Origin of the sequence: Halomonas sp. M20, from assembly GCF_020622265.1 — a bacterium.
In the GTDB taxonomy this organism is placed as follows: Bacteria; Pseudomonadota; Gammaproteobacteria; order Pseudomonadales; family Halomonadaceae; genus Modicisalibacter.
The window spans coordinates 64,450-90,133 of the sequence record NZ_JACNMQ010000006.1 but is presented as its reverse complement, the minus strand read 5'-3'; the positions used below and the strand labels follow the sequence as shown (position 1 = coordinate 90,133).

Genomic DNA, 25,684 nt, shown 5'->3' with positions numbered 1-25,684 from the left:
GGTGAGCATCACTCGGCGGTCAGCAGCATCTTGATGGCCTGCTCCTTCGCCGCTTCGCTGAAGATATCGTAGGCCTTCTCGATGTCGTCGAGCTTGAAGCGGTGGGTCACCAAACCCGCGGGCTCGACGCCACCGGCCTCGACGATGCGCATCAGCACCGGAGTCGTGTTGGTGTTCACTAGGCCGGTACGCACCGTGACATTCTTGATCCACAGATCCTGTAGGCGGAACTCGACGCTCTTGCCGTGTACGCCGATGTTGGCGATATGCCCCCCCGGGCGGACGATGCGCTGGCAGATGTCGAAGGTTTCGGGAATGCCTACCGCTTCCATGGCCACGTCCACGCCTTCGCCATTGGTCAGCTCGTCGATGGCATCGATCGGCTCCCGGGCGATGGTGTCGGTGGCGCCCAATTGCTTCGCCATGGCCAGGCGGTTCTCGTCCGGGTCGACCATGATGATCCGCGCCGGGGAGTAGAAGCGGGAGGTCATCAGCGCTGCCAGGCCGATGGGGCCGGCGCCGACGATGGCCACCGTGTCGCCGAGCCCCACCTCGCCGTTCAGGGCGCCGATCTCATGACCGGTAGGCAGAATGTCGCTGAGCATTACCGCCGCGGCGCGGTCCATGTCCTTGGGTAAACGGTGCAGGCTGTTGTCCGCGTGCGGGATACGCACGTACTCGGCCTGGGTGCCGTCGATCAGGTGACCGAGGATCCAGCCGCCGTCGCGGCAGTGGGCATAGAGACCCCGCTTGCAATAGTCGCAGCGGCCACACGAGGTGATGCAGGAAATCAGCACCTCATCGCCGACCTGAATATGGCTCACGCCGTCGCCGACCTCCTCGACGACGCCGACGCCCTCGTGGCCGAGGATACGACCATCCTCCACGGCGGGTACGTCGCCCTTGAGGATGTGCAGGTCGGTGCCGCAGATGGTGGTATGGGTAATGCGCACCACCGCATCCGTGGGCTTGGTGATGCCTGGGCGCGGTTTGTCCTCCCAGCGACGCTGGCCAGGACCATGATAGACGAGTGCTTTCATGATGTTGCCTCCTTGAGTGGCGCGGCTCGGCACTTTCATAGCGAGCCGCGCGTACGGGTTGATTCGCGGTTACGCTAGGCGCTCCAGCGCCAGCGCCACCCCCTGGCCGCCACCGATGCACAAGGTGACCACGCCGCGGCGCACGTCATCTCGGACCATGGCGTGCAACAGCCGGGTGGTCAGCACCGCACCGGTGGCGCCGATGGGATGGCCGTGGGCGATCGCGCCGCCTTCCACGTTGACGATGTCCTCGGCTAGCCCGAGCTCCCGGGTCAGAGCAAGGGCGATGGCCGCGAAGGCCTCGTTGATCTCGATGCGCTCGATATCACCCATGCTCCAGCCGGCACGTGCCAGTGCCTGTTGCACCGCCGGCACCGGGCCAAGGCCAAAGTAGCCGGGCTCGACGGCGCCGATACCGTAGCTCACTAGCCGCGCCATGGGCTCGAGGTCATGGCGTTCCGCCCAGGCGCGATCAGCGACGATCATCGCCGCCGCGCCCGTGTTCAGCCCCGGGGCGTTGCCGGCGGTGATGGTGCCGTCCTTGCGGAAGGCCGGCCTGAGTTTGCCGAGGCCCTCGGCGGTGGCGTCCGGACGATTGTGCTCGTCACGTTCGAAGGCCACCGTGCCCTTGCGGGATTTGATTTCGAGCGGCACGATCTCGACGTCGAAGCGTCCTGCCGCCTGCGCCTCGCTGAAGCGCTGCTGGCTGCGCGCCGCCCAGCGGTCCTGATCCTCGCGGCTGATGCCGAAGCGGCTGACCAGATCCTCGGTGTGCCACCCCGAGTGCTGATCGGAGAAGGCATCATTGAGCCCGTCGCGCAGCATGCTGTCGTAGATTTCGGCATTGCCCATGCGATGGCCCCAGCGTCCGGCGAGATCCAGGTAGGGCGCGAGGTCCATATTCTCCATTCCGCCGGCGATGGCACAGTCGAGATGCCCGAGCATCACCTCCTGGGCGGCGCTGGCCACGGCTTGGGCGCCGGAGCCGCAGACCCGGTTGACCGTCATCGCCGGCACCGACACCGGCAAGCCGGCATGGATCGCGGCCTGGCGCGCCGGGTTCATCTTGGCGCCGGCCTGGACCACCTGACCCAGCACCACGCTCTGCACGTCCTCGGGGGCCAAGCCCGAGCGGCGCAGGCTCTCGGCGATGGCGGTAGCACCGAGCTCGGGTGCCGGCATGCCCTTGAGTGTGCCACCGTAGGTGCCGATGGCCGTGCGCACCGGGGCGCAGAGAACGACGTTGGATTCCTTCATGGTTGCTTACCTCGCTGACTATGGCTTTGGCCGCGCCCTTCGGCACGGCTGCTCTGGGGGTCTTCGATTGCACCGACCCCCTTCCAGGCCCGTGGGACGGGCTCACTGCTCCAGGACATAACGCCCCGGGGCCTCATTCAGGGCCGGGTAGCCTGCCGTCGCGCCGGGCTCCCGGGCCGGGACGCGCTCGCCGCTGTGCGTCTCCAGCCAGCCCTGCCAGCAGGGCCACCAGGAGCCCTCGTGGTGCAGCGCCTCGGCCTGCCAGCCATCCGGGTCCACGAACGGCTCCCCCTGGTGGATGGTCGAGATCTGGTGAACGCGACGGGGGTGGTCGGGCGGGCTGACGATGCCCGCGTTGTGCCCGCCGCTGGAAAGCACGAAGGTCACCTCCGTCCGGGTCAGCCACTGGATCTTGTAGACCGAGCGCCAGGGGGCGACGTGATCCTTCCGAGTGCTGACGGCGAACACGGGGATACGGATATCGGTCAGGGACACGGGGCGGCCGTCGACGCTGTAACGCCCGCCGGCGAGATCGTTGTCGAGGAACAGCTTGCGCAGGTACTCGCTGTGCATACGCGCCGGCATCCGCGTGCCGTCGGCGTTCCAGGCCATCAGGTCGAATATCGGGGGGCGCTCGCCGGCCAGGTAGCTGCGCACCATCGCCGACCAGATCAGGTCCTTGGAACGCAGTAGCTGGAAGGCCCCGGCCATCTGCCGGGTGTCCAGATAGCCCTTCACGGCCATGATGTCCTCGAGAAGGCGCACCTGGTCCTCGTCGATGAACAGCATCAGCTCGCCGGCCTCGCTGAAGTCGGTCTGCGCGGCCAACAGCGTGAGGCTGGCGAGGCGCTCGTCCCCGTCCCGGCCCATGGCGGCGGCGGCGATCGACAGCAGGGTCCCGCCCAGGCAGTAGCCCACCCCATGGATACGCTGTGCCGGGTAGATGGCCGTCACCGCGTCCAGCGCCGCCATGACGCCTAGCCGGCGATAGTCGGCCATGCCCAGGTCCCGCTCGTCGCTACCCGGGTTCTTCCAGGAGACGACGAACACCGTGTGGCCCTTGCTCACCAGATACCGCACCAGGGAGTTCTCCGGGGAGAGGTCGAGGATGTAGTACTTCATGATCCAGGCCGGCACGATCAGTACCGGCTCGGCATGGACCTCCTGCGTGGCGGGGGCGTACTGGATCAGCTCGATGAGCCGGTTGCGGTAGACCACCTGGCCCGGCGTCACCGCCACCTCCTGGCCGACCCGATAGTCCTCCACCCCCGCCGGGCCTTGCCCCGCCAGCTGGCGTTGCCAGTCCTCCAGGAAGTTGGCGGCGCCTCGGACCAGGTTGGCGCCACCCTCGCGCAGCGTCTGCTCGATCAGCTCCGGATTGGTGGCGAGGTAGTTCGACGGCGAGAACACGTCGAGGCACTGCCGGGCGCCGAAGGTCACCATCGCCTCGTGATGGCGCGAGACCCCCGGCACGCCGGTGGTCGCCGCGTGGCACCACTGCTGCTGCAGCAGGAAGCCCTGGTAGAGGGCGTTGAAGGGCCACCGTTGCCAGGCGTCGCCACGAAAGCGCTTGTCCTGGGGCAGCGGCTCGATGCAGCGTTCGCACCCGGGGTCTTGGCAAGCTCGCTCGGAGTAGGCCCGGAAGCGCTGCCACTGGCGGGCCGCCTTTTTGGCAAGCCTGGCCTGCGTGTCCAGTGAGGCGGCGAGATGCTGTGCCCAGTCCCACCAGGCCTGCTGGACGGCGCTAGGTGACAGACCGCCGGAGAGCATGCCGATCATCGCGTTCAGCTGTTGGTCGACGGTCGCTTTTGATGCGGTCGTTGTCGACGCGTCGGTGGTATTCGCCTTGGTGGTGGCATCGTTCGTCTTGACGGTGGCGTCCATCAGCACACCTCCTTGGGGCAGCAGGCCGACTCGGGCTGCGGCGCGCAGTGGAAAGCGGATTCCGTCTCCGGTACGGTTGGGGCCGGCAGGCGGATGCCCGCCCGGTACATCAAGGCCGCGACCCCCAACCCCGCCAGGCGTGCCTTGGGCGGGTCGGCCCGAGAGCTCAGCACCACCGGCACCATCAGCCCCATGACCACGCCCGCCGCGGTGGCGCCGGAGTGGTACTCCAGGTTCTTCGCCAGGACGTTGCCGGAGACCAGGTCCGGCATCAGCAGGATGTCCGCCTGGCCCGCCACCGGGGAGTCGATACCTTTCTCCCGAGCCGCATGCTCGGAGACCGCGTTGTCGAAAGCCAGCGGGCCATCGACCTCGGCGCCGGTGATCTGTCCGCGCCGGGCCATCAGCGTCAGACAGGCGGCGTCCAGGGTGGAGGGGAGCGCCGGGTTGACGGTCTCTACCGCCGAGATCACCGCCGCCCGGGGCGTCTCGACGCCGACCATCTGCATCAGCGCGATGGCGTTCCGCAGGATCTGTGCCTTGGCGTTGAGGTCCGGCATGATATTCACCGCCGCATCGCTGATGGCGAGCAGGCGTGGGCAATTGGGTATGTCTACCAGAAAGGCGTGGCTGACGCGGCTACCGGGCTGACGCAGGCCGCGTTCACCATCGAGTAGGGCACGCATGAACGCATCGGTGTGGATGTGCCCCTTCATCAGCGCATCGGCATGGCCGCTGTGCACGAGTTCCACCCCACGGCGGGCGGCATCGGCCTCCGAGCCGGCCTCGATCACCGATGCCGGGTCGATGTCCCAGCCGAGTGCCGACGCAACCTCGGCGATCTCGGCCGAACGCCCGATCAGCAGGGGCTCGGCGATCCCGAGTCGCACCGCGTCGTGAAGCGTTTCCAGCACCGAGGCCTGGGCCGCGTTGACCACGGCGACCCGGATCGGGTCCCCGTCCCGGGCCTGTTGAACCAGGTCATCGAGCGTGGCAAGTCGTTGAACTGCTCTGTGAGTCATGTGTCCTCCCGTCTGTCGCCATACAAGCGCTGCACGTGCGTGGCGATCATCAGTTCTTCATCGGTGGTCACGGCTTCCACCTGGACCGAACCATCGGCGGCGGAGATCAGCGGCTCCGACTCGCGGTTGCGCTGCGGGTCCAGCGTGACGCCGAGGTACGCCAGGCCATCGCAGATCTGCATGCGGATGGCCGGCGCGTTCGCGCCGATGCCGCCGGTGAAGATCAGCCGGTCCAGTCCACCGAGCGCGGCGCTCAGGGCACCGATGAAGAGGCGGGCACGATGGCAGAAGAAGTCGATCGCCTGGGCGGCCTCCGGGATGTCATTACGGCGCGCTAAAAGTTCGCGCATATCGGCGCTGACGCCGGAGAGACCCAGCAAACCGGAGCGCCGGTAGAGCAGCGTCTGTAACGCCTGGGGATCGAGCCCCTGCTGCCCGGCTAGATACAGTAGGATGCCGGGATCCAGATCGCCGCTGCGGGTCCCCATGGGCATGCCGCCAAGGGCGCTGAACCCCATCGTCGTCTCGACGCTGTGCCCACCGCGAATGGCTGCCAGGGAAGCACCATTGCCCAGGTGAGCGACGATCAGACGTTCGTAAAGTGCCGCAGGGCCGTGGCGACGCACCAGGTTCTCGACGATGAATTCGTAGGAGAGCCCGTGAAAGCCATAGCGACGCACGCCCTGGGCCTCGTACTCGCGCGGCAGCCCGGTGTGTCGGGCGACCGCGGGTAGGCCATGATGGAACACCGTATCGAAGCAGGCGAGTTGGGGCACATCGGGGAAATGCGCACGCATGGCGGTGATGCCGGCCAGGTTGTGCGGCAGATGCAGCGGGGCCAGCGGGATCAGCGTTTCTAGGCGGCGTAGCAGCGCGTCGTCGACGCGCTGCGAACAGTCGCAGTCCGGCCCACCATGAACCACTCGATGGCCGATACCCACCAGGTGGAGTCCTTCGCCTTGCTGATGCAGGACCTCGCCGAGGTGGGCGATGGCCGCCGCATGATCCGCGAGCCGCACATCGCTATTTGCGAGTACTTGCCCCCGGGCTTCCATCACGCGAAGCCGTCCCTGCTCGGTACCGATGCCACTGGCCGCTCCCCACCACTGACGGTTGAGGCCATTAGCCAGACCAAACACGGCAAACTTCAGACTGGATGAGCCACAGTTGACCACCAGAATGGCTGGCATCGTCGACATTGACTGACCTCCTGATAAACGATTGCTCTGTCTTGGACGAGACAAGGATCAATGACAACTCCAGGGATCCTTGGCGGCATTGTCCTTGATGTTTTGGTCGACGAACCGGTAGTGATCTTCCTTGAAGCGGTTCCACCAGCCGTGGCTGATGTCGATCGAATGTCTTGTCAGAACCTCTTCGACGCATTCGATACAAATACGCGATGCATCGTAAGCCAGACGAAGCATTCGCTTATTTTCATCGAAAGCCACGCTGTCGAGTCCATAAAGCTGATCGATTTCCTGGAGCGCTATCTCGAGCTCTCGTTGGCTGCAGGGCTCGAGCTTCAGTTTCCGAGTAACTAGGTTGGCTTCGCTGACGCCAAGACGATGTTCCTGATGCATGGTAGGCCTCCCGACCTTTCGTGAATGAAGATCTTTCTCTCAATCGTTGCTTGTCTTTACCCATGCCATACCTGCCCAGGGCCCGGCATAGAGCGTTCCAAATGCCATCTCGAAAACGCTATCGCGAGTCGTGCCGGCCAGTTCCAGCGTCGAGGCGATTGAATCGCTCATCAACGTCTCCCATTGCCGATAGGGGCTGCTGCTATCGACCGGCGTCGGCATGGTCTCCGCCATCTCGGCCAGCCACTTCACGCCTTTCATCCAGGGAGCGAAGCGTTCCGAGAACATCAGCCGACTGGTCCGCGCAGGATGCAATTGACGCAGCATCTCGGCCGTCCAAGGGGTCGTGTACAGCCGCACCCAGGGGCCGACGAAGGTCTCGTAGAGGGCCACATTGTGCTCGGAAAGTGCGCGCACCTGCTCGAACGCCGGTGCCTGAGAGGGGTAATCTAGGTCCTCCACCCGGCGTTCCTCGAACCGCACCTGGAACTGGGGCTTGTGGCAATCGGGATCGCCGGTGGGGTTGTCGATCTTCATCTCGTAGAGCCCGGGGGCAAGATCGTTGAGATCGCCTACACTCTCGAGGATCGCTCGGTGCTCGAGGCGCGCCACCTTGGAGGAGACGAAGATGCCCAGATGCCCGACGTGGGGATTGAGCAGGTAGACGATGCGCTGGTCGGCGGCCTTGAGTGCCGCGGTATCGGGATAGACCGCGGGGATCCAGTTGAGCGCCTGATGGGGCGGGGTGATGTTGTCGCCGCCGGAGGCGAAGATCACCAGGGGGTTGCGGATGCGCTTGAGGTCGACGCTACAGCCGGGGCAGACCTCGAGCTCGCCACGCTCCAGCTTGTTGCCGACGAAGAAGTTCTCGACGATGGCAACGATCTCTTCCTTGCTCAGGCTATAGAAGCCCGTCCACCAGCGCTCGAACTCGAGGAAGCGTTCGCGCTGGCCGTCGATGTCGGCGAACAGCTGATAGTCCTTCTGCCACAGGGTATTCGCCGGCTTGAGGGCTTCGAAGTTGGTGGCGAGGTTCGCACCGTCGAAGCGCCCGTCTCCCAGGTCGGCCATCAGGTGCGTCAGCCAGGCACCGCCCAGCAGGCCGCCGGCGAGGCGCATGGGATTGACGCCGGATTCGCCGGACCAGTAGGAGAGCGGCGAGCCGTTCAGCACCGCCGGCCCGACCAGACCCTCGCAGTCGGCGGAGAGCAGCGCGATGGCCCAGCCCGCCTGGCAGTTACCGTAGAGCACCGGCGGCTGGCCGGGGTGGCGCTCGGCCAGCGTCTCGACGAAGCGCCGCAGGACGTGCTGCACATCCTCCAGCGTCTGCCCGGGCATGGGCTCGGGGAAGAAGATCACGAAGTAGACCGGGTGCCCCTCGTGCAGCGCCATGCCCACTTCGGAGTCTTGTTTGAAACCGCCGATGCCCGGGCCATGGCCGGCGCGCGGGTCGACGACCATCACCGGTGGTTTGGTCTCGTCGAGGCAGTCTTCCAGACAGTCCTCGCCGACCCGAGTGATGCGCAACAGGGCATAGTTGGCGGGGCGTTCCAGTCGGCGGCCGTCCAGGATTATCTCGTAGTCGAAGTCGAGCAGTGGCGGCTTGCCCATCCGTTCATGCTCGAGCATGTTGTCGGCGCGCTCGCGTAGGGTATCCAGGTAGCGCACGCCACGCCGCCACAGGTCGGTCTGGTAGGCGAGCAGCTCCGTCGCCGGGTTGCTCGGGATGGTGGCGTGTTCGAGTTCGGGCGCGGCCATCTGGTCGGCCGCCTCCTGGGAAGGAGCCGATTGACTCTTACGCGGGGCTTTACGCGCCGTGGGTGCCTTGGCTGTCGATGTCTTGGTATTCATAGTGGTTTACCTCTCGGTGTCAGGATGATGTTGGCTCGGGGTCGGTACCGATCTCGACCCGGGACTCGGACAGGAAACGGTAGGGTGGAATCTCCAGGTTGGTTGGCGCCGGTACCGCCTTGAATACGCGGCCGGCGAAGTCGAACTTGGAGCCGTGGCAGGGACAGAAGTAGCCGCCCGGCCAGTCGTCGCCGACCGAGCCCGGTTCCGGCCGGAATGAGGGTACGCAGCCGAGGTGGGTGCATATCCCGATGACCACCAGATACTCCTCCTTGATCGCGCGTAACGGCCCGCTGATATAGCCCGGCTGTTGGGTTGCTACCTTGGCGAGCGGATCGCGAAGCCGACCGGATTCGGTTAGCGTCGCCAGACGCTCGAGGATCGTCGGGGTGCGGCGTAACACCCAGATGGGCTTGCCGCGCCATTCCACGGTCACTTGTTGCCCCGGCTCCAGCTTGTCGATGTCGACCTCGACGGGGGCGCCGGCGGCCCGGGCGCGCGCGCTGGGCTGCCAGGAGGCGATGAAGGGCACCGCCGTGAATGCCGCTCCGACTGCGCCGACCACCACCGTCGCGCCGACGAGAAAGCGTCGTCGTTTCATGACTGCCTCCTGGAATCAATAGTCTTATCTTCCGTTGGGGGCTTGGGCGACGCCACCGAGCGGAGTGACCGTTCGGTAGTCGTTTCGACCCGGTGCCGCCGGGGCAGCGTTGCCGCCAGCAACGCACCGCCGAGGAGTGCCGCGATGGCCGAGGCGAGTAACACGCCCTGGCGGGCCGCGGTCAGGGCCCCCGGGTCGTCGAAGGCCAACCCGGCGATGAACAGGCTCATGGTGAAACCGATACCCGCTAGCACGGCCACTCCGTATAAGTGCCACCAGCGAACCCCGGCGGGCATCCGCGCGAGGCGCAGCCGGATCGCCAGCCAGGCGAAGGTGAACACCCCCAACTGTTTGCCCAGCAAGAGACCGAGGGCCACCCCGAGGAAGACGTTGCCGAAGCCCTCGCCTCCTGCTCCCACCACGATCCCCGCGTTGAAGAAGGCGAACACGGGCACGATGCCGAAGGTGACCCAGCGCCTCAGGTCATGGTAGGTGCGATTGAGTGGGGAGCCTTCCCGGTGGCCATCCCGTGTCTTGGCGGGAATGGCCAAAGCGATCACGACCCCGGCCAGGGTCGCGTGAACCCCGGACTTGAGTACCGCAAACCACAGCACCAGCCCCAGCAGCACGTAGGGCAGGGCGCGCATGACCCGCAAGCGATTGAGAACCATGAGGCCAGCGACGGCAATGCCGGCGACGAGTAGCGCCTCCCCGGCGAGGCGCTCGGTATAGAACAGCGCGATGATCACGATGGCGCCGAGATCGTCGAACACCGCCAGGGCCATCAGGAACACCCGCAATGCGGGGGGCACGCGCTTACCGAACAGCGACAGTACCGCCAGGGCCAGCACGATATCGGTGGCGGTGGGCACGGCCCAGCCGTGGGCGGCGATACCCTCGGTGCCATTGACCAGCAGATAGATCAGTGCCGGCAGTAGCATGCCGCCGATCGCGGCGATGCCGGGGAGTGCCACCTGTTGGATCGAGCCCAACAGGCCGCCGAGCATCTCGCGCTTGAGCTCGACCCCCATCAGCAGGAAGAAGAACACCATCAGCCCGTCGTTGATCCACAGGATCAGCGGCTTGTCGATGCCCAAGGCGCCCACCTGCACCGACACGGGGGTATGATGCAGGAATTGGTAGAACTCACGTAGCGGGGTGTTGGCGAGCACCAGCGCCAGGAGCATGGCGCCGACGGTGACCAGCCCCGCCGCCCGTTCCTCCGATCCCTGCTGTGCCGCCGTCGTCATGCTGTAGCCTCCCGGCATTCGCTCCTAGATGCGCCCTTTGCTTGGCCGCCGGTCTAGCCAGCGCTGGTTGTCGGCCATGATCAGATCCTCACTCGGCGTAGGCGCAGCGCATTCAAGACCACCGACAGGGACGACGCGGTCATCGCGAAGGCGGCGAACATCGGTGAGATCAGAATGCCGAGGAATGGATAGAGGATCCCGGCGGCGATGGGTACGCCGGCTCCGTTATAGATCAGCGCGAAGAACAGGTTCTGCTTGATGTTGCGCATGGTGGCCAGCGACAGCTTGCGGGCGCGTACGATGCCGTCGAGATTGCCCTTGACCAGGGTGAAGCCCGCGCTTTCGATCGCCACGTCGGCGCCGGTGCCCATGGCGATGCCGACATCCGCCTGGGCCAGCGCCGGGGCGTCGTTGACCCCGTCGCCAGCCATTGCCACCTTGCGGCCTTCGGCTTGCAGTTCCTTGATGATGCGGGCCTTGTCCTCGGGCATGACATCGGCGCGGATTTCATCGATGCCCAGGCGTCCTGCCACCGCCTTCGCCGTGCGCTCGTTGTCGCCGGTGGCCATGATGATGCGAAACCCCAGCCGGTGCAGCGCCTTCAGGGCATCGGGCGTGGTTGCCTTCACTGGGTCGGCGACGCTGACCAGGCCGGCGATCTGGCCATCGAGCACGACGAACATCACCGTTTCGCCTTCATCGCGGCGGGCGTTCGCGGTCTCGGAGATCCGGCCGCCATCGAGGCCCAGTTCGGCCATCAGCTTGGCGTTACCGAGGGCCACCGACTTGCCGTCCACGACCCCCTTGACGCCCATGCCAGTCACGGCTTCGAAATCGGTGGCATCGGCGAGGGACACGCCGCGCTCCTCGGCGCCGGCGACGATGGCCTCGGCCAGTGGGTGCTCGGAGCCTTTCTCGAGGCTGGCCGCCAGGCGCAACACCTCGGCCTCGTCATGCCCTTCCTCGGGCAGCACCGCCACCAGCTTCGGCTTGCCTTCGGTCAGGGTGCCGGTCTTGTCGACCATCAGCGTATCGACCTTGGCGAAACGTTCCAGCGCCTCGGCATTCTTGATCAGTACGCCGGCCTGCGCGCCGCGCCCGGTGGCCGTCATGATCGACATCGGCGTGGCCAGGCCCAGCGCACAGGGGCAGGCGATGATCAGCACCGCCACCGCCGAGACCAGCGCATAGGACAGCGCCGGCGCCGGACCCCAGATCGCCCAGCTAATGAAGGAGAGAATGGCGACGCCGATCACCGCGGGCACGAACTTGCCCGCCACCTTGTCGGCGAATTTCTGAATCGGTGCGCGCGAGCGCTGGGCAGCGGCCACCATCTCGACGATCTGGCTGAGCATGGTGTCGGCGCCGACGCGGGTGGCTTCCATGACCAGGCTGCCGGTGCCGTTGATCGTGGCCCCCGTGACCTGGTCGCCTTGGACCTTCTCCACCGGTACCGGCTCGCCGGAGATCATCGACTCGTCGATCGAGGAGCGGCCCTCGACCACCATGCCGTCCACCGGTACCTTGTCGCCGGGGCGCACCCGCAGGTGATCGCCGACCTGCACGTCTTCCAGCGGTATCTCCTCTTCGCTGCCGTCGGGCCGGATCACCCTCGCGGTCTTGGCGGCCATGTCGAGCAGTGCCCGGATCGCCTTGCCGGTGCCCTCGCGAGCGCGCAGCTCCATCACCTGGCCTAGCAGGACCAGGGTTACGATTACCGCTGCGGCCTCGAAGTAGACTCCGACGGAGCCGTCTTCCCGGCGAAAGCCGTCGGGGAAGACGCCCGGCACCAGCACCGCCACGATGCTGAACAGATAGGCCGCGCCGACCCCCATGCCGATCAGGCTGAACATGTTGAGGTTCATGGTGCGGAAGGAGTTGTAGCCGCGCACGAAGAACGGCCAGCCCGACCACAGGATCACCGGCGTGCTGAGCACCAGCTCGATCCACATCGCGTTGCGTTCACCGAAGAAGTCGCGAATGGCCCCGAGGCCCAGGTAGGGGCTCATCGTCAGAATCAGGACCGGAAGCGTGAGCACGGCCGCGACCCAGAAGCGTCGGGTAAAATCGACCAGCTCGGGATTCGGCCCCTCATCGCCGACGGCCGCCGATTCAAGCTCCAGTCCCATGCCACACAGCGGGCAGGCACCGGGGTCGGTTTGCCGCACCTCGGGGTGCATCGGGCAGGTGTAGATGGCACCGGCATGCCCGGCCGGCACCTTGTCGTACTTGCCGCCGTGGGCCGGCGCGGAGGCCCCATGACCATGCCCGTCATGCGTCTGCGAGTCGTCGCTTCCCACGGGCACGAGGTGCATGCCGCACTTGGGGCAGTCACCCGGCTGGTCGGAGACGACCTCCGGGTGCATCGGGCAGGTGTATTGGGCGCCACCCTGGCTGCCGGCGGCGTGTTGGTCCGTATCGCCGCTGCCTCGTGTCGGTGCCTCGTGCGAGGCATGCCCGTGACAATGGTCGTGTTGGTGTTGCGTCATGGAATCGTCTCCGTCGCTTCCGCGTCTTGATTCAACCTCGTGGCCCTATCTCGATAGGGTCGAAACTAATAGTGCCGTATCCAATAATCAGGAGGTGCGATCAAAGCAGAAGATCGCGCTTGCGTTGCTCGTACTCCTCGCGGTCGATTTCTCCCCGGGCGTAGCGTTCTTGAAGAAGGTCCAGGGCCGTTGGCCGCCGTTGAGAAAATGGCTCGCCCCGGCCTCGGGTCAGGCCACGCACCAGGAGAACGGCCAAGGCAATGACGGCGCCCCAGAACAACACCATCATGACCCCGCCGAAGAGCATATGTCCCCAGCCGTAACTCCCCATATACGCCGTCATGTCGTCCCACATGGTCGGATCTCCTTTCAAGTTGAATCATCCTGATATCAGGCTAAAACCTGTGGGAGACCCAAGGGTCAAGATAATATGAGGTGAAAGCATGCGGCTCTTGATCCCGGTCAACGTTCGGCATCTTCAGTGGGATGAAATCAACGCCGCCCGCGTGTGTTGATGTGTGAATCCAGGATGTCAGTGAACCCCCGGCTCATCGTGAGTATTGCGTGAGCTACCCGCTAGCTTCCGCCACTGTCCCCAGCGAGGAATGAACATCGGCACCCGCCGCTGGTAGGCGCGATAGGCGTCACCGAACCAGGCCAGCATCTGCCGTTCCTCGCGGTGGGCCAGCCAGGTATAGGCAAGCACGATCACTGGAAACAGGCCGATCGAGAATAGTGTCGGCCAATGCACCACACCTTCGCCGAACAAGGCGATGAACAAGCCGGTGTATTGGGGATGCCGTACCAGGGAATAGAGTCCGCCGGTCACCAGGTGGTTCTCGCGCCGTGCCTTGTAGACTTGCCGCCAGCCCTGGATAAAGATCCCGATGCCGGTAAACGCGAGCCCGTAGCCAAGCAGCATGGAGACAAGCATGCCGGTTTCTCCCAGCCCCACCAGCGTCGACCAGAGGCTGGCGCTGACATACTCGCTATCCAGACCGAAGAAACGCACCAACAGATAGATAGTGAGCGGAAAGCCATACATCTCGGCGTAAAGCGCGATGATAAAGGCCTGCACCGCGCCGGCACCGGTCCATTCGCGCCAGTTCTTCGGTGCGAAATAGCGATAGAAGAACCAGGACACCAAGACGATGACGATCAGCGCGAGGCCCCAGGCGCCGGTATGGTTGAGGGATTCGTTCATGGCCTACGCTCCGCTGCGCCGGTTGAGGCGTGTGACAAAGAAGTTGTAGAGCGGGCCGAAGACCAGGGCCACGTACCAGCCGTAGCCGAAGCTTTCAGCCAGGCCCAGGAAGAAGCTTGGCCAACTCAACCAGGTGAAGCCAGGCAGCAGGCGCAGCCAGCTCTCATACATCGCCCGGTCGGGAAACAGCAGGCCGAAGCCGACGCACAGGATGAAGGTCACGGCCAGAAACAGCCCCAGGCTCATACCCAGTGCGATCACCGGGATCCGCGGCACGGCTTGAACCGGCAAGCGGGTTCCGTAATGCGGCTTGGCTGTCGGCGGAACATCGGCATCAGGCATGTTCATTCTCCGGCTGGGCGGGCGGGCTCATGGCTTCAGCGGCGAGATATTGCTCGGGCGCGGCCTCGAAGCGTTCTCGGCAGTCACGTGAGCAGAAGTAATAGACATGGCCCTCGTGGACGCTCGACTTGGCCTTTTCGGTGCTGACGGTCTTGCCACAGACGGGATCGACGTCCTCGGCTGGCGGAATCCAGCGCAGGCTCTCGGTGGTCGCCTGCCTCTCTGATGCCCCCTCGCCATGCTTGGCCTTGCCACGACCATGACCCATCACGTGAGCACCGCAGCCGAAGCGCATCATCAGAAAGATGATTCCCGCCCAGAGCATGAAATATACGAGCTCGTTCATGGACTCTCTCCTGCTATTTCATTATCGGGACCCGTGTCATATCGGCCGCCTTCTTCGTTATGCCGAGAAGCTGTCCAGAGAAAGGCTAGAGCCTATGTGTGACACAATGGTCAAGGCCGGAGTCGCTGCCCTACGCCTCTCGGTTTCGCGGAGTGTCTCAAAGCATACGCAACGAAACTGAATTGACGCTGAAAAGCGAAGCACCCCGACGCCTGGCAGTGGTTTATAGCTCGAGATGCTGATAAGTCTGGTGGGAAGAGTCTCTGCACGCACAGCGGCCACTCCGGCAGTCGCCTGGTTCGATACGAGGGCGGGCACGAGTTATCTCCCCGCGTATCCGTCTGGAGTCGTGGGGCTGGGGAAATGGGGATGACTTAGACTCTGAAGCGTTGGCTCAACAGGTAGACTGCAACCGGAGAAGGGGCGGGAAGGGCACGTGGCGTGCCGCTGGCGGTGACAACCCGGGGCGCTATGGTCGGGGCAGCCATGCTCAAGGGAAGAAGCTTGCACTCGAGGTCCTGGCGTTCCAGGCGCAACAGGGCACTGCCGGCATGGCGAGCGCCATGGTGGCAGCGCGGCCGAGGGTGTTCCGTGTCGATGCGTTCGGCGCTCGAGTGCGTGTCCGAGAGAAACTCGACGCCAACCTGGCCAAACGCGGTCGAGGAAGGCACAGGCGCCGCCGTGGCGGCACTGAAGAGAAGCACCAGCACCATGCCCAGCAGGATGCCCATCCCAAGGCGCGGCCAGGCGACGTCAGGCCGCGTGGAATGCTTGGGAAAGAGGGCATGCCTGGCCATGTTGCAGGGCTCCTGTGGCAGGTTATGTCCCCACCATATAGCCCAGAACCGGATCCTGTCGATTGATCCAGATCAAGTCAGATGGCGCTGCAAACCTCGGTTGCAGTATCCTCAGATCGATCCGGTTGCCATCGCCATCGGGCCGGTGCAGATTCACTGGTATGGCCTGATGTACGTTGTCGGCTTCGTGGCGGCATGGCATCGCTTCCTTCGCATCAAGCTGAGCTGTACCTTGGACCTCATCGATTCGCAATGACAGGGATGACTGACCCCATGCTGACGAGATACACCACGCTTCCCGACCCTCGCGTCTGGCGGTTTGTCCTTGTGCTGATCATGGCGATGCTGTTGACGGGTTGCGGCGTCAACAACATCCCCACCTATGACGAACAGGTGAAGTCGGCCTGGGCGCAGGTGGAGAACCAGTACCAGCGACGCGCGGACCTGGTGCCCAACCTGGTCGAGACGGTCGAGGGCTTTGCCCGCCAGGAGCAGGAGACCCTGACCGCCGTGGTGGAGGCGCGGGCCAAGGCCACGTCCATCCAGATCGACGCCGAGTCGCTCGACGACCCGGAAAAGCTGCGCCAGTTCGAGCAGGCCCAGCAGCAACTCACCGGGGCACTGAGCCGCTTGATGGCGGTGTCCGAGCGCTATCCCGACCTGAAGTCGAATCAGAACTTCCTGGCCCTGCAGTCCCAGCTGGAGGGTACGGAAAACCGCATCGCCGTGGCGCGGCGCGACTTCATCACCGCGGTCGAGCGCTACAACACCGAGATCCGCACCTTCCCCGGGCGGTTGTGGCACAGCATCCTCTACAGCGACATGCCGCTGCGCGAGACCTTCGAAGCCACGACCGAGAACGCGGACCAGGCCCCCCAGGTGGAGTTTGAATGAGCGATCTTCTGCGCATCCCGCTATTGGCGCTGCTGCTGTCGGGGGGCCTCGGCCTTCAGGCACAAGGCCTCCAGGCCCAGGAGCTTGAGGAACAGGAACTCGACTTTCCCGAATTGACCGGTCGTGTGGTGGACCAGGCCGGGCTGCTGGATCCGGCCACCGAATCACGCCTGAGCGAGAGGCTCGCGGCCCACGAAGAAGCCACCACCGAGCAACTGGTGGTGGCCACCCTGCCGGACCTGCAGGGCGTCACCATCGAGGAGTATGGCTATCAGCTGGGGCGCCACTGGGGCATCGGCCAGCAAGAGGAGGACAACGGCGCCCTGCTGATCGTCGCGCCGAAGGAGCGCAAGGTGCGCATCGAGGTCGGCTATGGCCTCGAGGGTCGACTGACCGACGCCCAGTCCTCGGTGATCATCAACCAGACCCTGACGCCGGCCTTCCGTGAGGGCGACTACGCCCGCGGCATCACCGAGGGCGTGGAGGCGATGATCCAGGTGCTGGGTGGCGAGCCCATGGACACCAGTGCCACCGCCAGCGCCCCGGCTCGGGAACAGGGACCTGAAGGACCGGCATCGATTCTCTTCTTCGTGATGTTCGTCATCGTCATGACGCTGGTACGGGGCGGTCGCGGCGGCCTGCTGGCCGGCATGTTGCTGGGCGGTGCGCTCGGCGGCAGGTCGCGCGGCGGCGGCGGGGGTGGTTTCGGCGGAGGCGGCGGCTTCGGCGGTGGCGGCGGCGGCTTCGGTGGCGGCGGCGCTTCCGGCGGCTGGTAAGCCAGCCTTCCCGCCGGTGGCGACACCGACATGACAATCAGGATTCGGAGATCACAACCCCCATGGCCTTACTGAGTGAAAACGAGCAACGCCAGGTAGCCGAGGCGATTCATCGGGTCGAACGCGACACCGATGCCGAGCTGGTCACCGTGCTGGCTCCGCGAGCGGACAACTATGCCTATATCCCGCTGCTCTGGGCCGGCCTGCTGGCCCTGGTGGTACCGGGTGCGGTCAATTACTTTCCCGGCTGGTTGACGGCCTACGAGCTGACGCTGGTGCAGTGGGCGACCTTCATCGTGCTGGGACTGGTGTTTCGCATCCCCGCCATCACCACCCGGCTGATCCCGCGATCGGTTCGTCATTGGCGGGCGGCCAACCTCGCCCGGCGGCAGTTCCTGGAACAGGAGCTGCACCACACCGAGGGGGGAACGGGGATGCTGATTTTCGTCTCCGAAGCCGAGCGGTATGTGGAAATCCTGGTTGACCGGGGCATCTCGGCACGTATCAGCGACGAGACCTGGCAATCCATCGTGGCGGCGTTCACCCAGCAGGTGAAGGCAGGTGAGACCCTGCGGGGTTTCCTGGCGTGCATCGAGGCATGCGGCGAACATCTCAAGGAGCAGGTACCAGCCACCCACGAGCGCAACGAACTGCCCAATCATCTGATCGTGCTGGATTGACCCTCATCTGCCCATGCACCGGGGCATGACGAGTGCTTCTCCCCGGCAGAGGTGCCGCCGTCTGACACGGAACACGTGGGGCGATACGTTGAGAAGTCGCAGGAGACTCGACGGTTGGATGTCGATCAACGCCCTCAGCCGATTGTGGCCAGGGCCGGAAACCAGTCCACCAGGATGCTGGAGAGCCGGGTGAGCGTCCCGGAGACGATCAGCAACCCCATGAGGATAAGGATCACTCCGGCGACTGGTCGGGCATAGGCACTCCACTTACCGAGGCGGCCCCGGTAGTGGCTGAACCTGTTGAGCAGCAGGGTGCTGGCCAGGAAGGGCAGGGCCAGGCCCAGGGAGTAGGTCGCCAGGTAGAGCATGCCGGCCTGGGCATTGGCGGTGGTCGAGGTGGCCATCAGGATCGCCCCCAGGATCGGGCCGATGCAGGGCGTCCAGCCGATGGCGAAGGAGATGCCGAAGAAGGTCGCCGCCATGGGAGAGCCCCCTCTCAGCTCGGGCGACCACTGAAAGCTGCGCTGCAGGACGGGCAGCCGGAACACGCCCGTCATGAATAGGCCGAGCACGATGACGATGCTGCCGGTGATCCAGTTGAGCTCCTGGCGATAACCACGCAGCAGCTGGCCGATGCTGGTGACCCCCAGGCCCATCAGGATGAAGACCACGCTGAAGCCGAAGACGAAGAAGGTGCTGAGCAGCAACGCCTCGAAGCGCCGATCCGCCTTGCCGGCACTGCCGCCGGTGACCACCGACAGATAGGCGGGCAGCAAGGGCAGGGTGCAGGGCGAGAAGAACGACAGCAGCCCGCCGAAGAGGGCGCCGATCAGGCCGATGGAGGAGAGCGTTTCCACAGAGCTTCTACCTGGGTGAAATGAAGGGAATGGCTATCGGCCGGCGATCGTCAGGGTCGCCGGCCTAGGTGCGGAAGCAGACTTCGCGGTCACCAACTCATTGGTTCACCTGGAAGGCGATGCCCCGAGAGATATCTGGTGACCGATGCCCCCCAGCTCCACGGTCTGCAACACCTCGAGGGTGTCCGGGGCGATGATCCACAGGTGGGGTTCGTCGCGGCTGGTGACCAGCACCCGCCCATCGGTGGGCGAAACGGCGAGATGGTAGGGGGCCGGTGCCAGCTCGGCGGCATGCCGTGTGCCCTCCTCGAGGGAGATCCTGACGAGGCGGTTGTCGCCCTGACTCGTCGCATAGAGCGTCTGGCCATCCGGACTCAGGTCGATGCCGTGAGGCGCCGTGCCGATCTCATAATCCTCCGCCACACTGCCTGTCGTCAGATCCACCGCCAGGACGCGGCCCCCGGCATGATCGTTGACGTAGAGGGATTTACCGTCCTTCGAGAGCACCATGTGTTCCGGGTTCCCGCCGACGCGCATGTTGCGCCGCACGAACCAGTGCTGAGGATCCACCTCGCTGATGGTGCCGTTACCGGCGTTGCTGACCAGTATGCTACCCCCCTCCTCGTGCTGAACCAGGTAGTTCGGATTCGGCCCCGTGGCCAGGGAGGCGATGACCTGGCCGCTATCCAGCGACACCATGCTGATGCCTCCGCCCGTGGGGTGGGTCGAGACGGCATGACGCCCGTCTCGCGTGACCAGCACATGATGCACGGCCCCTGGCACTTCCAGGGTTCTGACGATGCGGCTCGTGGCCGTGTCGACGACGTAGAGCAGGCCGGTACTCGCTTCCTCCGGGGAGGTCGTTGCGCCATCGCCATGATGGGCCGCGTGCTCGTCTTCCGTCACCCCCTCGGGACGAACGATCTCGCGACCGGCATCCTGCGGGGAAAGGCTCCCCACGATGAGGTGTCGTCCGTCAGGAGTGAGGGCGGAGCCGTGCGTATTGATCGTATCGGTCACGGTCGATATCACCTCCTGACGCTCCAGGTCGATGATACCCACGGCATCTGCCGTCCCCATCGGCACGAAGGCCCGGTCGCTCGCCGCCAGGGCGGTCGTTGAGGCTGCGAGGGCGATGCCGGCCATGAGACTAGCCAGCCAAGAACTGTGCAGAGAGTTCTTCATGAGAGACATGTCCTAAGTATTGAGGCCCCTGTGGGGCGTGGGCGACCGTCAGCAGACGGTCGGGGCTATGGAAAACGTCGATGAGATCGACATCGATCAATAGCCATCGACAGACCTCGTGGTCAGATCCTCATTTGGCTCGAGCGCAGGGAGTGTCGTATCACCGATACCGAGCCGAACGACATGGCTGCGGCGGCGATGAAGAGAGCAGTCAATGGCAACTCCATGGCTCCTTGCTGGCATTGTCCTTGATGTTCTGGTCGACGAACCGGTAGTGGTCTTCCTTGAAGCGCGTCCACCAGCCATGGCTGATCTCGATGGCGTGCCAGGCGAGGATCGCCTCGATATGGTCGATGCACAGCCGCGTCGCATCATAGGCCATACTGAGCTTGTGCTTCTCGGTGTCATAGGTGACTCGCTCGAGCCCGTATAGCCCATCGATCTCGTCCATGGCGACGCGTAACTCATCCTGATCGCAGGGCTCGAGCTTCAGCTTGCGAGTCACTAGATTGACCTCGGAGACGCCGAGGCGGTGTTCGTTCTTTGACATACGAAACTCTCCCTTCTGCCATTTCGTCATGCACGGGTAGATCCACATCTGGTGGAAGTGCGGAGCATTGCCCGCCACCGACACCGAGCTGATCGCAATGACGATACTGATCTACTCCCCCTTCGGCCCAGGGCATCCTTGATGCCGTCGCCGGCCCTAGGCCTCTGGCGATACCTGGACGCTGGGAAGCCGCCGATTTGCTCGAAGCCTAAAGCCCTTGGGTAACGCAAAGGTCAAGCGAGTGGGGAGCACCAGGGTTGCGGATAGCTCCGAACCTTGATCGATGTCATGCAATTTCCGGTTTTGTGAGGCTCACCCCTAGCCTAGGGTCTGTTGACGTTTCACGAGAACGGCATTGCTGAATAAGAGCAGTCCCGCAGAATTGAGGTTTCCACACCGACACTCTGCGAGTCTGCAATGCCCCGATTGATGCTCAGTGACGAGCTCTGGTCGAAGCTGGAGAAAATTCTGGTTCAACAGGCCATCTACCGCAAGCCTGATCTGCGAATGACGGTGGAGGGAATTCTTTACCGGATGCGCGTAGGCTGCCCATGGCGGGACCTGCCCTGCGCCTTTGGGTACTGGAATTCGGTCTATAAACGCTTCAATGCCTGGTCGGCGGCAGGCAAGCTGCTCAGGGTATTTGATGCGCTGATCGAAGAGCCTGATTTCGAGTGGATGTTCATCGATGGGACTTACGTCAAGGCTCACCAGCACAGTGCCGGCGCTGCCAGCAGTCAGTCTGAGGCCATCGGCAAGAGCCGTGCTGGCCACACGAGCAAGATTCACTTAGCTGTTGATGCTTATGGATTACCTGTCGCTTTCAGACTTACGGGAGGCAACATCAACGACAGTACCGAAGCCCCCGGCTTGATAGCCCAACTGCCCTGTGGCGAGGCGATTGTGGCTGACAAGGGCTATGACAGTGAACGCATTCGTGAGCAGATCAAGGGCCAGGGGGCCCATCCGGTGATTCCGAGAAAACGTAACTCGCTCAGGGGCAATGCCGATCTGGATAAAGGACTGTATCGCTATCGGCATCTGGTCGAGAATGCCTTTGCGCGGTTAAAGCACTACCGCGCAGTGGCGTTCCGCTATGACAAGCTAAAGCGAAATTACGAGAGCATGGTGGCCATGGCGTGTGGGTTTCTCTGGCTACCGATGTGAAACGTCAACAGCCCCTAGATGGCAAAGCTGAACCAACCCTGAATGGGCGGAGCCTGTTGGGGCGTCATGTCATTGGGATGTCGGCTAGGCATGCCGGGTTAGGCGTCCCCGTACCCCATGCCAGAACCCCATCATTGACGCTTCAAGCAGGGCGCTTGGCGGGGCTGAGACTCGGCTACCCGAGATGCAGCCAGCGCCTTACGGTCGCGCGATAGCGCGCCGGAGCCGCCTTCCAGGCCAGGGGGAGCAGGGTGATGGTGCCGAGCGCGAGCACCGTGAGGCCCGCGCGGCGCAGATCGCTGGAGGCGAGCTCGTCACCGAAATGCGCCAGCAGGAAGCTCGCCGGAATGATCCCGAGCAGCGTCGCGACGGCAAAGCGCCAGGCCTTGAGGGGGGTGAGGCCGGCCGCGTAGCTGAGGACGTCGAAGGACAGGAACGGCATCAGCCGGGTCGCGAAAACCGCGACCATCAGGGCATTCTGCGAGCCGATGAAACGGTGTAGCAGGTTTGGAGTAGGGCGCACGCCCAACCAGGTCCTCAGGGCGTCATATCCCAGCAGGCGGGCAATGGAGAAGGCGATCAGCGCCCCCGTGCCGGAGCCGATGGCGACATAGAGCGTCCCCCAGGCATGGCCATAGGCCGCGCCGGCGGCAAGCGCTATCGGGGCGCTGGGAATCGGGCTCATGACGATGGCCAGGGTCATCAGGCCGATGACCAGGACCGGCCCCAACGGGCCAAGCCGTATCACTGCCTGCTCGAGGGTGTCGCCGGTCAGCAGGGTTTCCAGCGTCCCGGTGCGCCACAGCAGCAGGGTGGTGGCAAGGAAGGCGGCAAGCAGCCCAACGCCACACAGGATGCGCCGCCTCGAGGCTTGGGATAAGCGGGAAGGGGCGCCGTCTTCCGGCTTCTTCTGCCTGGCCATGTTTTCCAATCCCGATCTCCCACGCTTGTCGTTGCACCCACTCGGCCTCCTTGGGGATGAATGACAGCCGGCTGGCAGATGCCATCAAAGCCCGAGCGCTTTCCTCATGCTGTGCCTGCTTCAGTGGACGAAGCCCCAGGGCGGTGGCAATCGCCAGTGGCACCTTCACGCCGAGCACCCACAGCGGCGCATGTTTTGTCCTGCTCGTCCTCAATGGCAGTCACGGGAGCAGAAAAAGTAGTCATGGCCATCGTGAACACTCGGCTTGGCCTGTTCGGTACTGACGGTTTTGCCACACACGGGATCCACGTCTTCGGTGGGTGGAATCCAGTGCGGCCCCTCGGTAGTCGTCTGGCTCTCCTGCCTCTACCGTGTAGTCAACGGTGCTGCGGTGATTCTATGAGCCCAGGCACTATAGCCTGTGCAGCTCAGAAGAGGGGGCTTCAGGTGATTCCTGCCTGTGGCATGAACAGCACCAGCCTGTTCATCGTCGCTGTCCTTTGCCGTCTGCCGTCAACCTATCGCCACGTTGCGAATGCGAGCTTGTTATCAGGATACAACCTATGGGTTGCTCAAGGGTAAAGTGAGGAAGTGGTTAAGGATTCTTTTCTTGACCCTTGTCAGCTGTCAGTCTGCGCAGCCAAGCTGAAATGGCGCTGAACATTGGGGGGTTGATTGTTGTTGGCCTAAAGGGTGTGGAAGCACAGCCATTTTCTGAAGAAGGGTAAAGGGGGAAAGTGGGACGTCTTTATGCTTGATTCATGGCGGTAGATTGTGGGAATATTTTGACTTTTGTTCAGTATTGATATTGGTTAATTGCGTGAAAGGAGTGAAAGAGATGCGAATGACTAAGAGTGCCTTTCAAAACCTTGAAAACCCCTTCAGTCATTCCTAGATTTTCGGTATGGCTAAGAAAATCGTATCCGACGAACTCTGGTCCATTGTCGAGCCACTGCTGCCACCACCGACGCCCAGGCCACGCGGTGGCCGGCCTCCCATCTCCAATCGCGCAGCCTTGACGGGCATCCTGTTTGTGCTGCGCTCGGGCATTCCCTGGGAGATGCTGCCCCAAGGCTTCGAGGGGAGCACCACATTGGAGCTGGCTGATTACGGTATCGATATGAGCCAATTCCCCGAAGTCATGCATGAAGTCGAGTTATATGTTGTGCTTGAAGGTATTCGCCAATAAGCCTGGTTAGGTACTTTATATCTTCAAGACTGAGCTACGGCATCAGCCGATAGTTCATGCAACAAGAGCCAGCTGACAGTGTCGGCTGGTTTTTCTTGGTTTCATACTCTCACCAATAGCGAACCCTGAGCTACTCAGAAGTTAGGCGGTACAGCTGAATCTGGATGTTGCAAAACATTACCAATTGCGATTGCAGTATTCCCTCCACCTTCTGCGTCCCAGCAGCTTACGAAGGCGAGAGTTGATGGAACGTGGTGCGGGACGTAGGTAGTAGGTGCACCTGTCTAACTGATACCAAGTGGCTTCGTTCTAAATGACAGACAGGAGGCCTGGTTGGGGCGCTCCGGCAAAAAACCTCAAGCACTTGGGCTGGAACAACGGCAAGCACCTTGCCACGGTCGCCGGGATCATGCAGGGAGCGGATCTTTGGGCCCTTCAAGAAGTGATGGACACAGGCGCGGTCCAAACGCTTGAGCGGCAACTGGAGCAGCAGACCGGAGAATCGTGGAGCTCCATGGCATCACACGCGGTGGGGCGTAACACTTATCAAGAAAGCTATGCGTTCCTGTGGCGCGACAGCGCGGTCGATTACACCCAGGGCGCCGTGGTCTATCTCGATCCGGGCGACCTTTTCGCGCGGGAGCCTTACCTGGCGGAATTTCGCGATAAGGACAGTGGGGAGACGGTCGCCATGGCAGTAGTGCATATCGTCTACGGCGATAGCCGCACCGACCGCACGCCAGAAATACAAGAACTGGCCAGCATCTGGGAGTGGATGTATGAGGTCTATCCCGGCAGCGCTCGGCTGATCGTCGGCGACTTCAATCTGCCTCCTAGCGATCTCGCCTGGCAGCCGCTGCGCGATGCCGGCGCCCAGCCAGCGATTACCACCGGCGCCACGACGCTCAGTGAACGCGATGGTCGATATGCCAGCCTCTATGACAACTTCTGGATTGATGCGAACTCACTCGACGTGACCGAGGCTGGTATTGTTCATTTCCCGCAGATGTTAGGGATTGACCATCAGACTGCGCGAGCCTCCGTCTCGGACCATGCGCCGATTTATTTGACCACGGGCAATGCGAGTCCCGCGTTCACCGAGATAAACGACTCAGTGACCGCACGCGGTTTGTCTGATGGTCGTGGCTATCACTGCATCGATCTCAATAGGGCGCTGCCAAGCGAGCTCGATCGGCTCCCTAACGTCGGTCCGGCACGTGCGCAGGACATCATCGGCGGTCGGCCCTGGGCCAGCGTCGATGATCTTACTCGCATCAATGGCATTGGCTCGGCGCGCGTTGAGGAAATCCGGCAAAGCGGACTGGTGTGTCAGGGATAGCTCGCTACGGGTTACCTGCGAAACAGGTGCTCCCGATGATATCCCATGTAGGAGCGCTGATCCTCTGTCAGGGCTATTGACGCTTCGGTCAGCATTAGCCTGCAGACCTGACGGACTGATTCTGAAAGCTGATTGCCAATCTGAAGTCGCGCGGCAATATCGAACGTGATGTAGCGCTTTTCGAAGAGATAGCCGCCAGGTTGCGTACGAAAAATCTAGCTTTGCTCAAGTTTACAACGCTACCTACCGATACTGTTTAGTGTGTGATGCCTTTTTACTCGTTCCTATCAAGGATCGTCTGCGGTATGCGTCACACAGCTAACCCTGCCTCTAGTCAGGCAGGGTTTATCTAAAGCAGTACGGAAGGAAAAATGTATATGTCCGCTGAAAACACCCTCCGCTGAGGCTCGAATTCCAGGACACTAGGTATCGACTTGAAATAGGTCGGCATCTCGCTTG

25 protein-coding genes and 1 pseudogene are annotated in these 25,684 nt (G+C 63.4%); 7 read left to right on the top strand and 19 right to left on the bottom strand.

Annotation, left to right across the window (positions count from 1 at the left end):
• Window positions 1-8: 8 nt before the first annotated feature.
• The 15 genes from H7850_RS14785 to H7850_RS14715 all read right to left on the bottom strand — a co-directional run bounded on the left by H7850_RS14785 (window position 9) and on the right by H7850_RS14715 (window position 15,666).
• Complete coding sequence (locus H7850_RS14785; RefSeq protein WP_023004656.1) at window positions 9-1,040, bottom strand: zinc-dependent alcohol dehydrogenase family protein; 1,032 nt, start codon at window positions 1,038-1,040, stop codon at window positions 9-11.
• A gap of 69 nt (window positions 1,041-1,109) precedes the next feature.
• Complete coding sequence (locus tag H7850_RS14780) at window positions 1,110-2,297, bottom strand: thiolase family protein (RefSeq protein WP_072825520.1); 1,188 nt, start codon at window positions 2,295-2,297, stop codon at window positions 1,110-1,112.
• 102 nt (window positions 2,298-2,399) lie between these two features.
• Entirely contained in the window at window positions 2,400-4,181 is a 1,782-nt protein-coding gene (locus H7850_RS14775; protein WP_084671823.1) for a PHA/PHB synthase family protein, read from the bottom strand.
• Window positions 4,181-5,203: a bifunctional enoyl-CoA hydratase/phosphate acetyltransferase gene (locus tag H7850_RS14770; RefSeq protein ID WP_072825522.1), complete on the bottom strand. Its 1,023-nt coding sequence runs from the start codon at window positions 5,201-5,203 to the stop codon at window positions 4,181-4,183. Before H7850_RS14770 ends, H7850_RS14775 begins: the two co-directional genes overlap by 1 nt.
• Complete coding sequence (locus tag H7850_RS14765; protein WP_227370332.1) at window positions 5,200-6,402, bottom strand: acetate/propionate family kinase; 1,203 nt, start codon at window positions 6,400-6,402, stop codon at window positions 5,200-5,202. Before H7850_RS14765 ends, H7850_RS14770 begins: the two co-directional genes overlap by 4 nt.
• Window positions 6,403-6,450: 48 nt before the next feature.
• The gene (locus H7850_RS14760; protein ID WP_035557720.1) at window positions 6,451-6,786 is read right to left on the bottom strand and encodes a hypothetical protein; all 336 of its coding nucleotides are present in this window, start codon (window positions 6,784-6,786) and stop codon (window positions 6,451-6,453) included.
• A 39-nt stretch (window positions 6,787-6,825) separates the two neighbouring features.
• The gene (locus tag H7850_RS14755; protein ID WP_227370331.1) at window positions 6,826-8,637 is read right to left on the bottom strand and encodes a DUF3141 domain-containing protein; all 1,812 of its coding nucleotides are present in this window, start codon (window positions 8,635-8,637) and stop codon (window positions 6,826-6,828) included.
• Between the two features lie 19 nt (window positions 8,638-8,656).
• Entirely contained in the window at window positions 8,657-9,238 is a 582-nt protein-coding gene (gene petA, locus H7850_RS14750; protein ID WP_072825606.1) for a ubiquinol-cytochrome c reductase iron-sulfur subunit, read from the bottom strand.
• Complete coding sequence (gene nhaA, locus H7850_RS14745; protein WP_072825608.1) at window positions 9,235-10,488, bottom strand: Na+/H+ antiporter NhaA; 1,254 nt, start codon at window positions 10,486-10,488, stop codon at window positions 9,235-9,237. Before nhaA ends, petA begins: the two co-directional genes overlap by 4 nt.
• An 80-nt stretch (window positions 10,489-10,568) precedes the next feature.
• Window positions 10,569-12,977, bottom strand: a complete 2,409-nt coding sequence (locus H7850_RS14740; protein WP_175547012.1) for a copper-transporting P-type ATPase — start codon at window positions 12,975-12,977, stop codon at window positions 10,569-10,571.
• A gap of 100 nt (window positions 12,978-13,077) precedes the next feature.
• Window positions 13,078-13,332 carry an SHOCT domain-containing protein gene (locus H7850_RS14735; protein ID WP_082072699.1) on the bottom strand — a complete coding sequence of 85 codons (255 nt, stop codon included), beginning with the start codon at window positions 13,330-13,332 and terminating at the stop codon, window positions 13,078-13,080.
• 177 nt (window positions 13,333-13,509) lie between these two features.
• Window positions 13,510-14,181, bottom strand: coding sequence for a methyltransferase family protein (locus tag H7850_RS14730; RefSeq protein ID WP_035557707.1), 672 nt, complete (start codon window positions 14,179-14,181; stop codon window positions 13,510-13,512).
• A 3-nt stretch (window positions 14,182-14,184) separates the two neighbouring features.
• Window positions 14,185-14,523, bottom strand: a complete 339-nt coding sequence (locus H7850_RS14725) for a DUF5676 family membrane protein (RefSeq protein ID WP_035557704.1) — start codon at window positions 14,521-14,523, stop codon at window positions 14,185-14,187.
• Window positions 14,516-14,869, bottom strand: coding sequence for a YHS domain-containing protein (locus H7850_RS14720; RefSeq protein WP_035557701.1), 354 nt, complete (start codon window positions 14,867-14,869; stop codon window positions 14,516-14,518). Before H7850_RS14720 ends, H7850_RS14725 begins: the two co-directional genes overlap by 8 nt.
• A 374-nt stretch (window positions 14,870-15,243) precedes the next feature.
• Window positions 15,244-15,666, bottom strand: coding sequence for a hypothetical protein (locus H7850_RS14715; protein ID WP_072825610.1), 423 nt, complete (start codon window positions 15,664-15,666; stop codon window positions 15,244-15,246).
• Window positions 15,667-15,766: 100 nt separating this feature from the next.
• Between H7850_RS14715 and H7850_RS14710 the strand changes: the two are divergent.
• The 4 genes and pseudogenes from H7850_RS14710 to H7850_RS14695 form a co-directional block, all read left to right on the top strand.
• Window positions 15,767-15,865 (top strand): annotated as a pseudogene (locus H7850_RS14710) (prolipoprotein diacylglyceryl transferase family protein); the annotation flags it as partial.
• Window positions 15,866-15,939: 74 nt separating this feature from the next.
• A complete protein-coding gene (locus H7850_RS14705) occupies window positions 15,940-16,560 on the top strand; it encodes a LemA family protein (protein ID WP_035557690.1) in 621 nt (206 codons plus the stop codon).
• Complete coding sequence (locus H7850_RS14700) at window positions 16,557-17,336, top strand: TPM domain-containing protein (protein WP_035557687.1); 780 nt, start codon at window positions 16,557-16,559, stop codon at window positions 17,334-17,336. Before H7850_RS14705 ends, H7850_RS14700 begins: the two co-directional genes overlap by 4 nt.
• Window positions 17,337-17,398: 62 nt before the next feature.
• Window positions 17,399-18,016 (top strand): TPM domain-containing protein, encoded by a 618-nt coding sequence (locus H7850_RS14695; protein WP_035557684.1) that lies wholly within the window; start codon window positions 17,399-17,401, stop codon window positions 18,014-18,016.
• Window positions 18,017-18,150: 134 nt separating this feature from the next.
• On the opposite strand, the gene H7850_RS14690 is transcribed toward H7850_RS14695, so the two are convergent.
• The 3 genes from H7850_RS14690 to H7850_RS14680 all read right to left on the bottom strand — a co-directional run bounded on the left by H7850_RS14690 (window position 18,151) and on the right by H7850_RS14680 (window position 20,608).
• A complete protein-coding gene (locus tag H7850_RS14690; RefSeq protein ID WP_035557681.1) occupies window positions 18,151-18,873 on the bottom strand; it encodes a cytochrome c biogenesis CcdA family protein in 723 nt (240 codons plus the stop codon).
• A gap of 105 nt (window positions 18,874-18,978) precedes the next feature.
• Complete coding sequence (locus H7850_RS14685) at window positions 18,979-20,058, bottom strand: YncE family protein (RefSeq protein ID WP_035557678.1); 1,080 nt, start codon at window positions 20,056-20,058, stop codon at window positions 18,979-18,981.
• A gap of 211 nt (window positions 20,059-20,269) precedes the next feature.
• Window positions 20,270-20,608, bottom strand: coding sequence for a hypothetical protein (locus H7850_RS14680; protein ID WP_035557675.1), 339 nt, complete (start codon window positions 20,606-20,608; stop codon window positions 20,270-20,272).
• 417 nt (window positions 20,609-21,025) lie between these two features.
• Between H7850_RS14680 and H7850_RS14675 the strand changes: the two genes are divergently transcribed.
• On the top strand, window positions 21,026-21,775 hold the full coding sequence (locus H7850_RS14675) for an IS5 family transposase (protein WP_084671835.1): 750 nt from the start codon (window positions 21,026-21,028) through the stop codon (window positions 21,773-21,775).
• A 175-nt stretch (window positions 21,776-21,950) separates the two neighbouring features.
• On the opposite strand, the gene H7850_RS14670 is transcribed toward H7850_RS14675, so the two are convergent.
• Complete coding sequence (locus H7850_RS14670) at window positions 21,951-22,697, bottom strand: TVP38/TMEM64 family protein (protein ID WP_052703828.1); 747 nt, start codon at window positions 22,695-22,697, stop codon at window positions 21,951-21,953.
• A gap of 904 nt (window positions 22,698-23,601) precedes the next feature.
• On the opposite strand from H7850_RS14670, the gene H7850_RS18340 reads away from it, so the two are divergent.
• Window positions 23,602-23,886 carry a transposase gene (locus tag H7850_RS18340; RefSeq protein WP_084671837.1) on the top strand — a complete coding sequence of 95 codons (285 nt, stop codon included), beginning with the start codon at window positions 23,602-23,604 and terminating at the stop codon, window positions 23,884-23,886.
• Between the two features lie 364 nt (window positions 23,887-24,250).
• Window positions 24,251-25,225, top strand: coding sequence for a helix-hairpin-helix domain-containing protein (locus tag H7850_RS14660; RefSeq protein ID WP_227370330.1), 975 nt, complete (start codon window positions 24,251-24,253; stop codon window positions 25,223-25,225).
• Window positions 25,226-25,684: the final 459 nt, after the last annotated feature.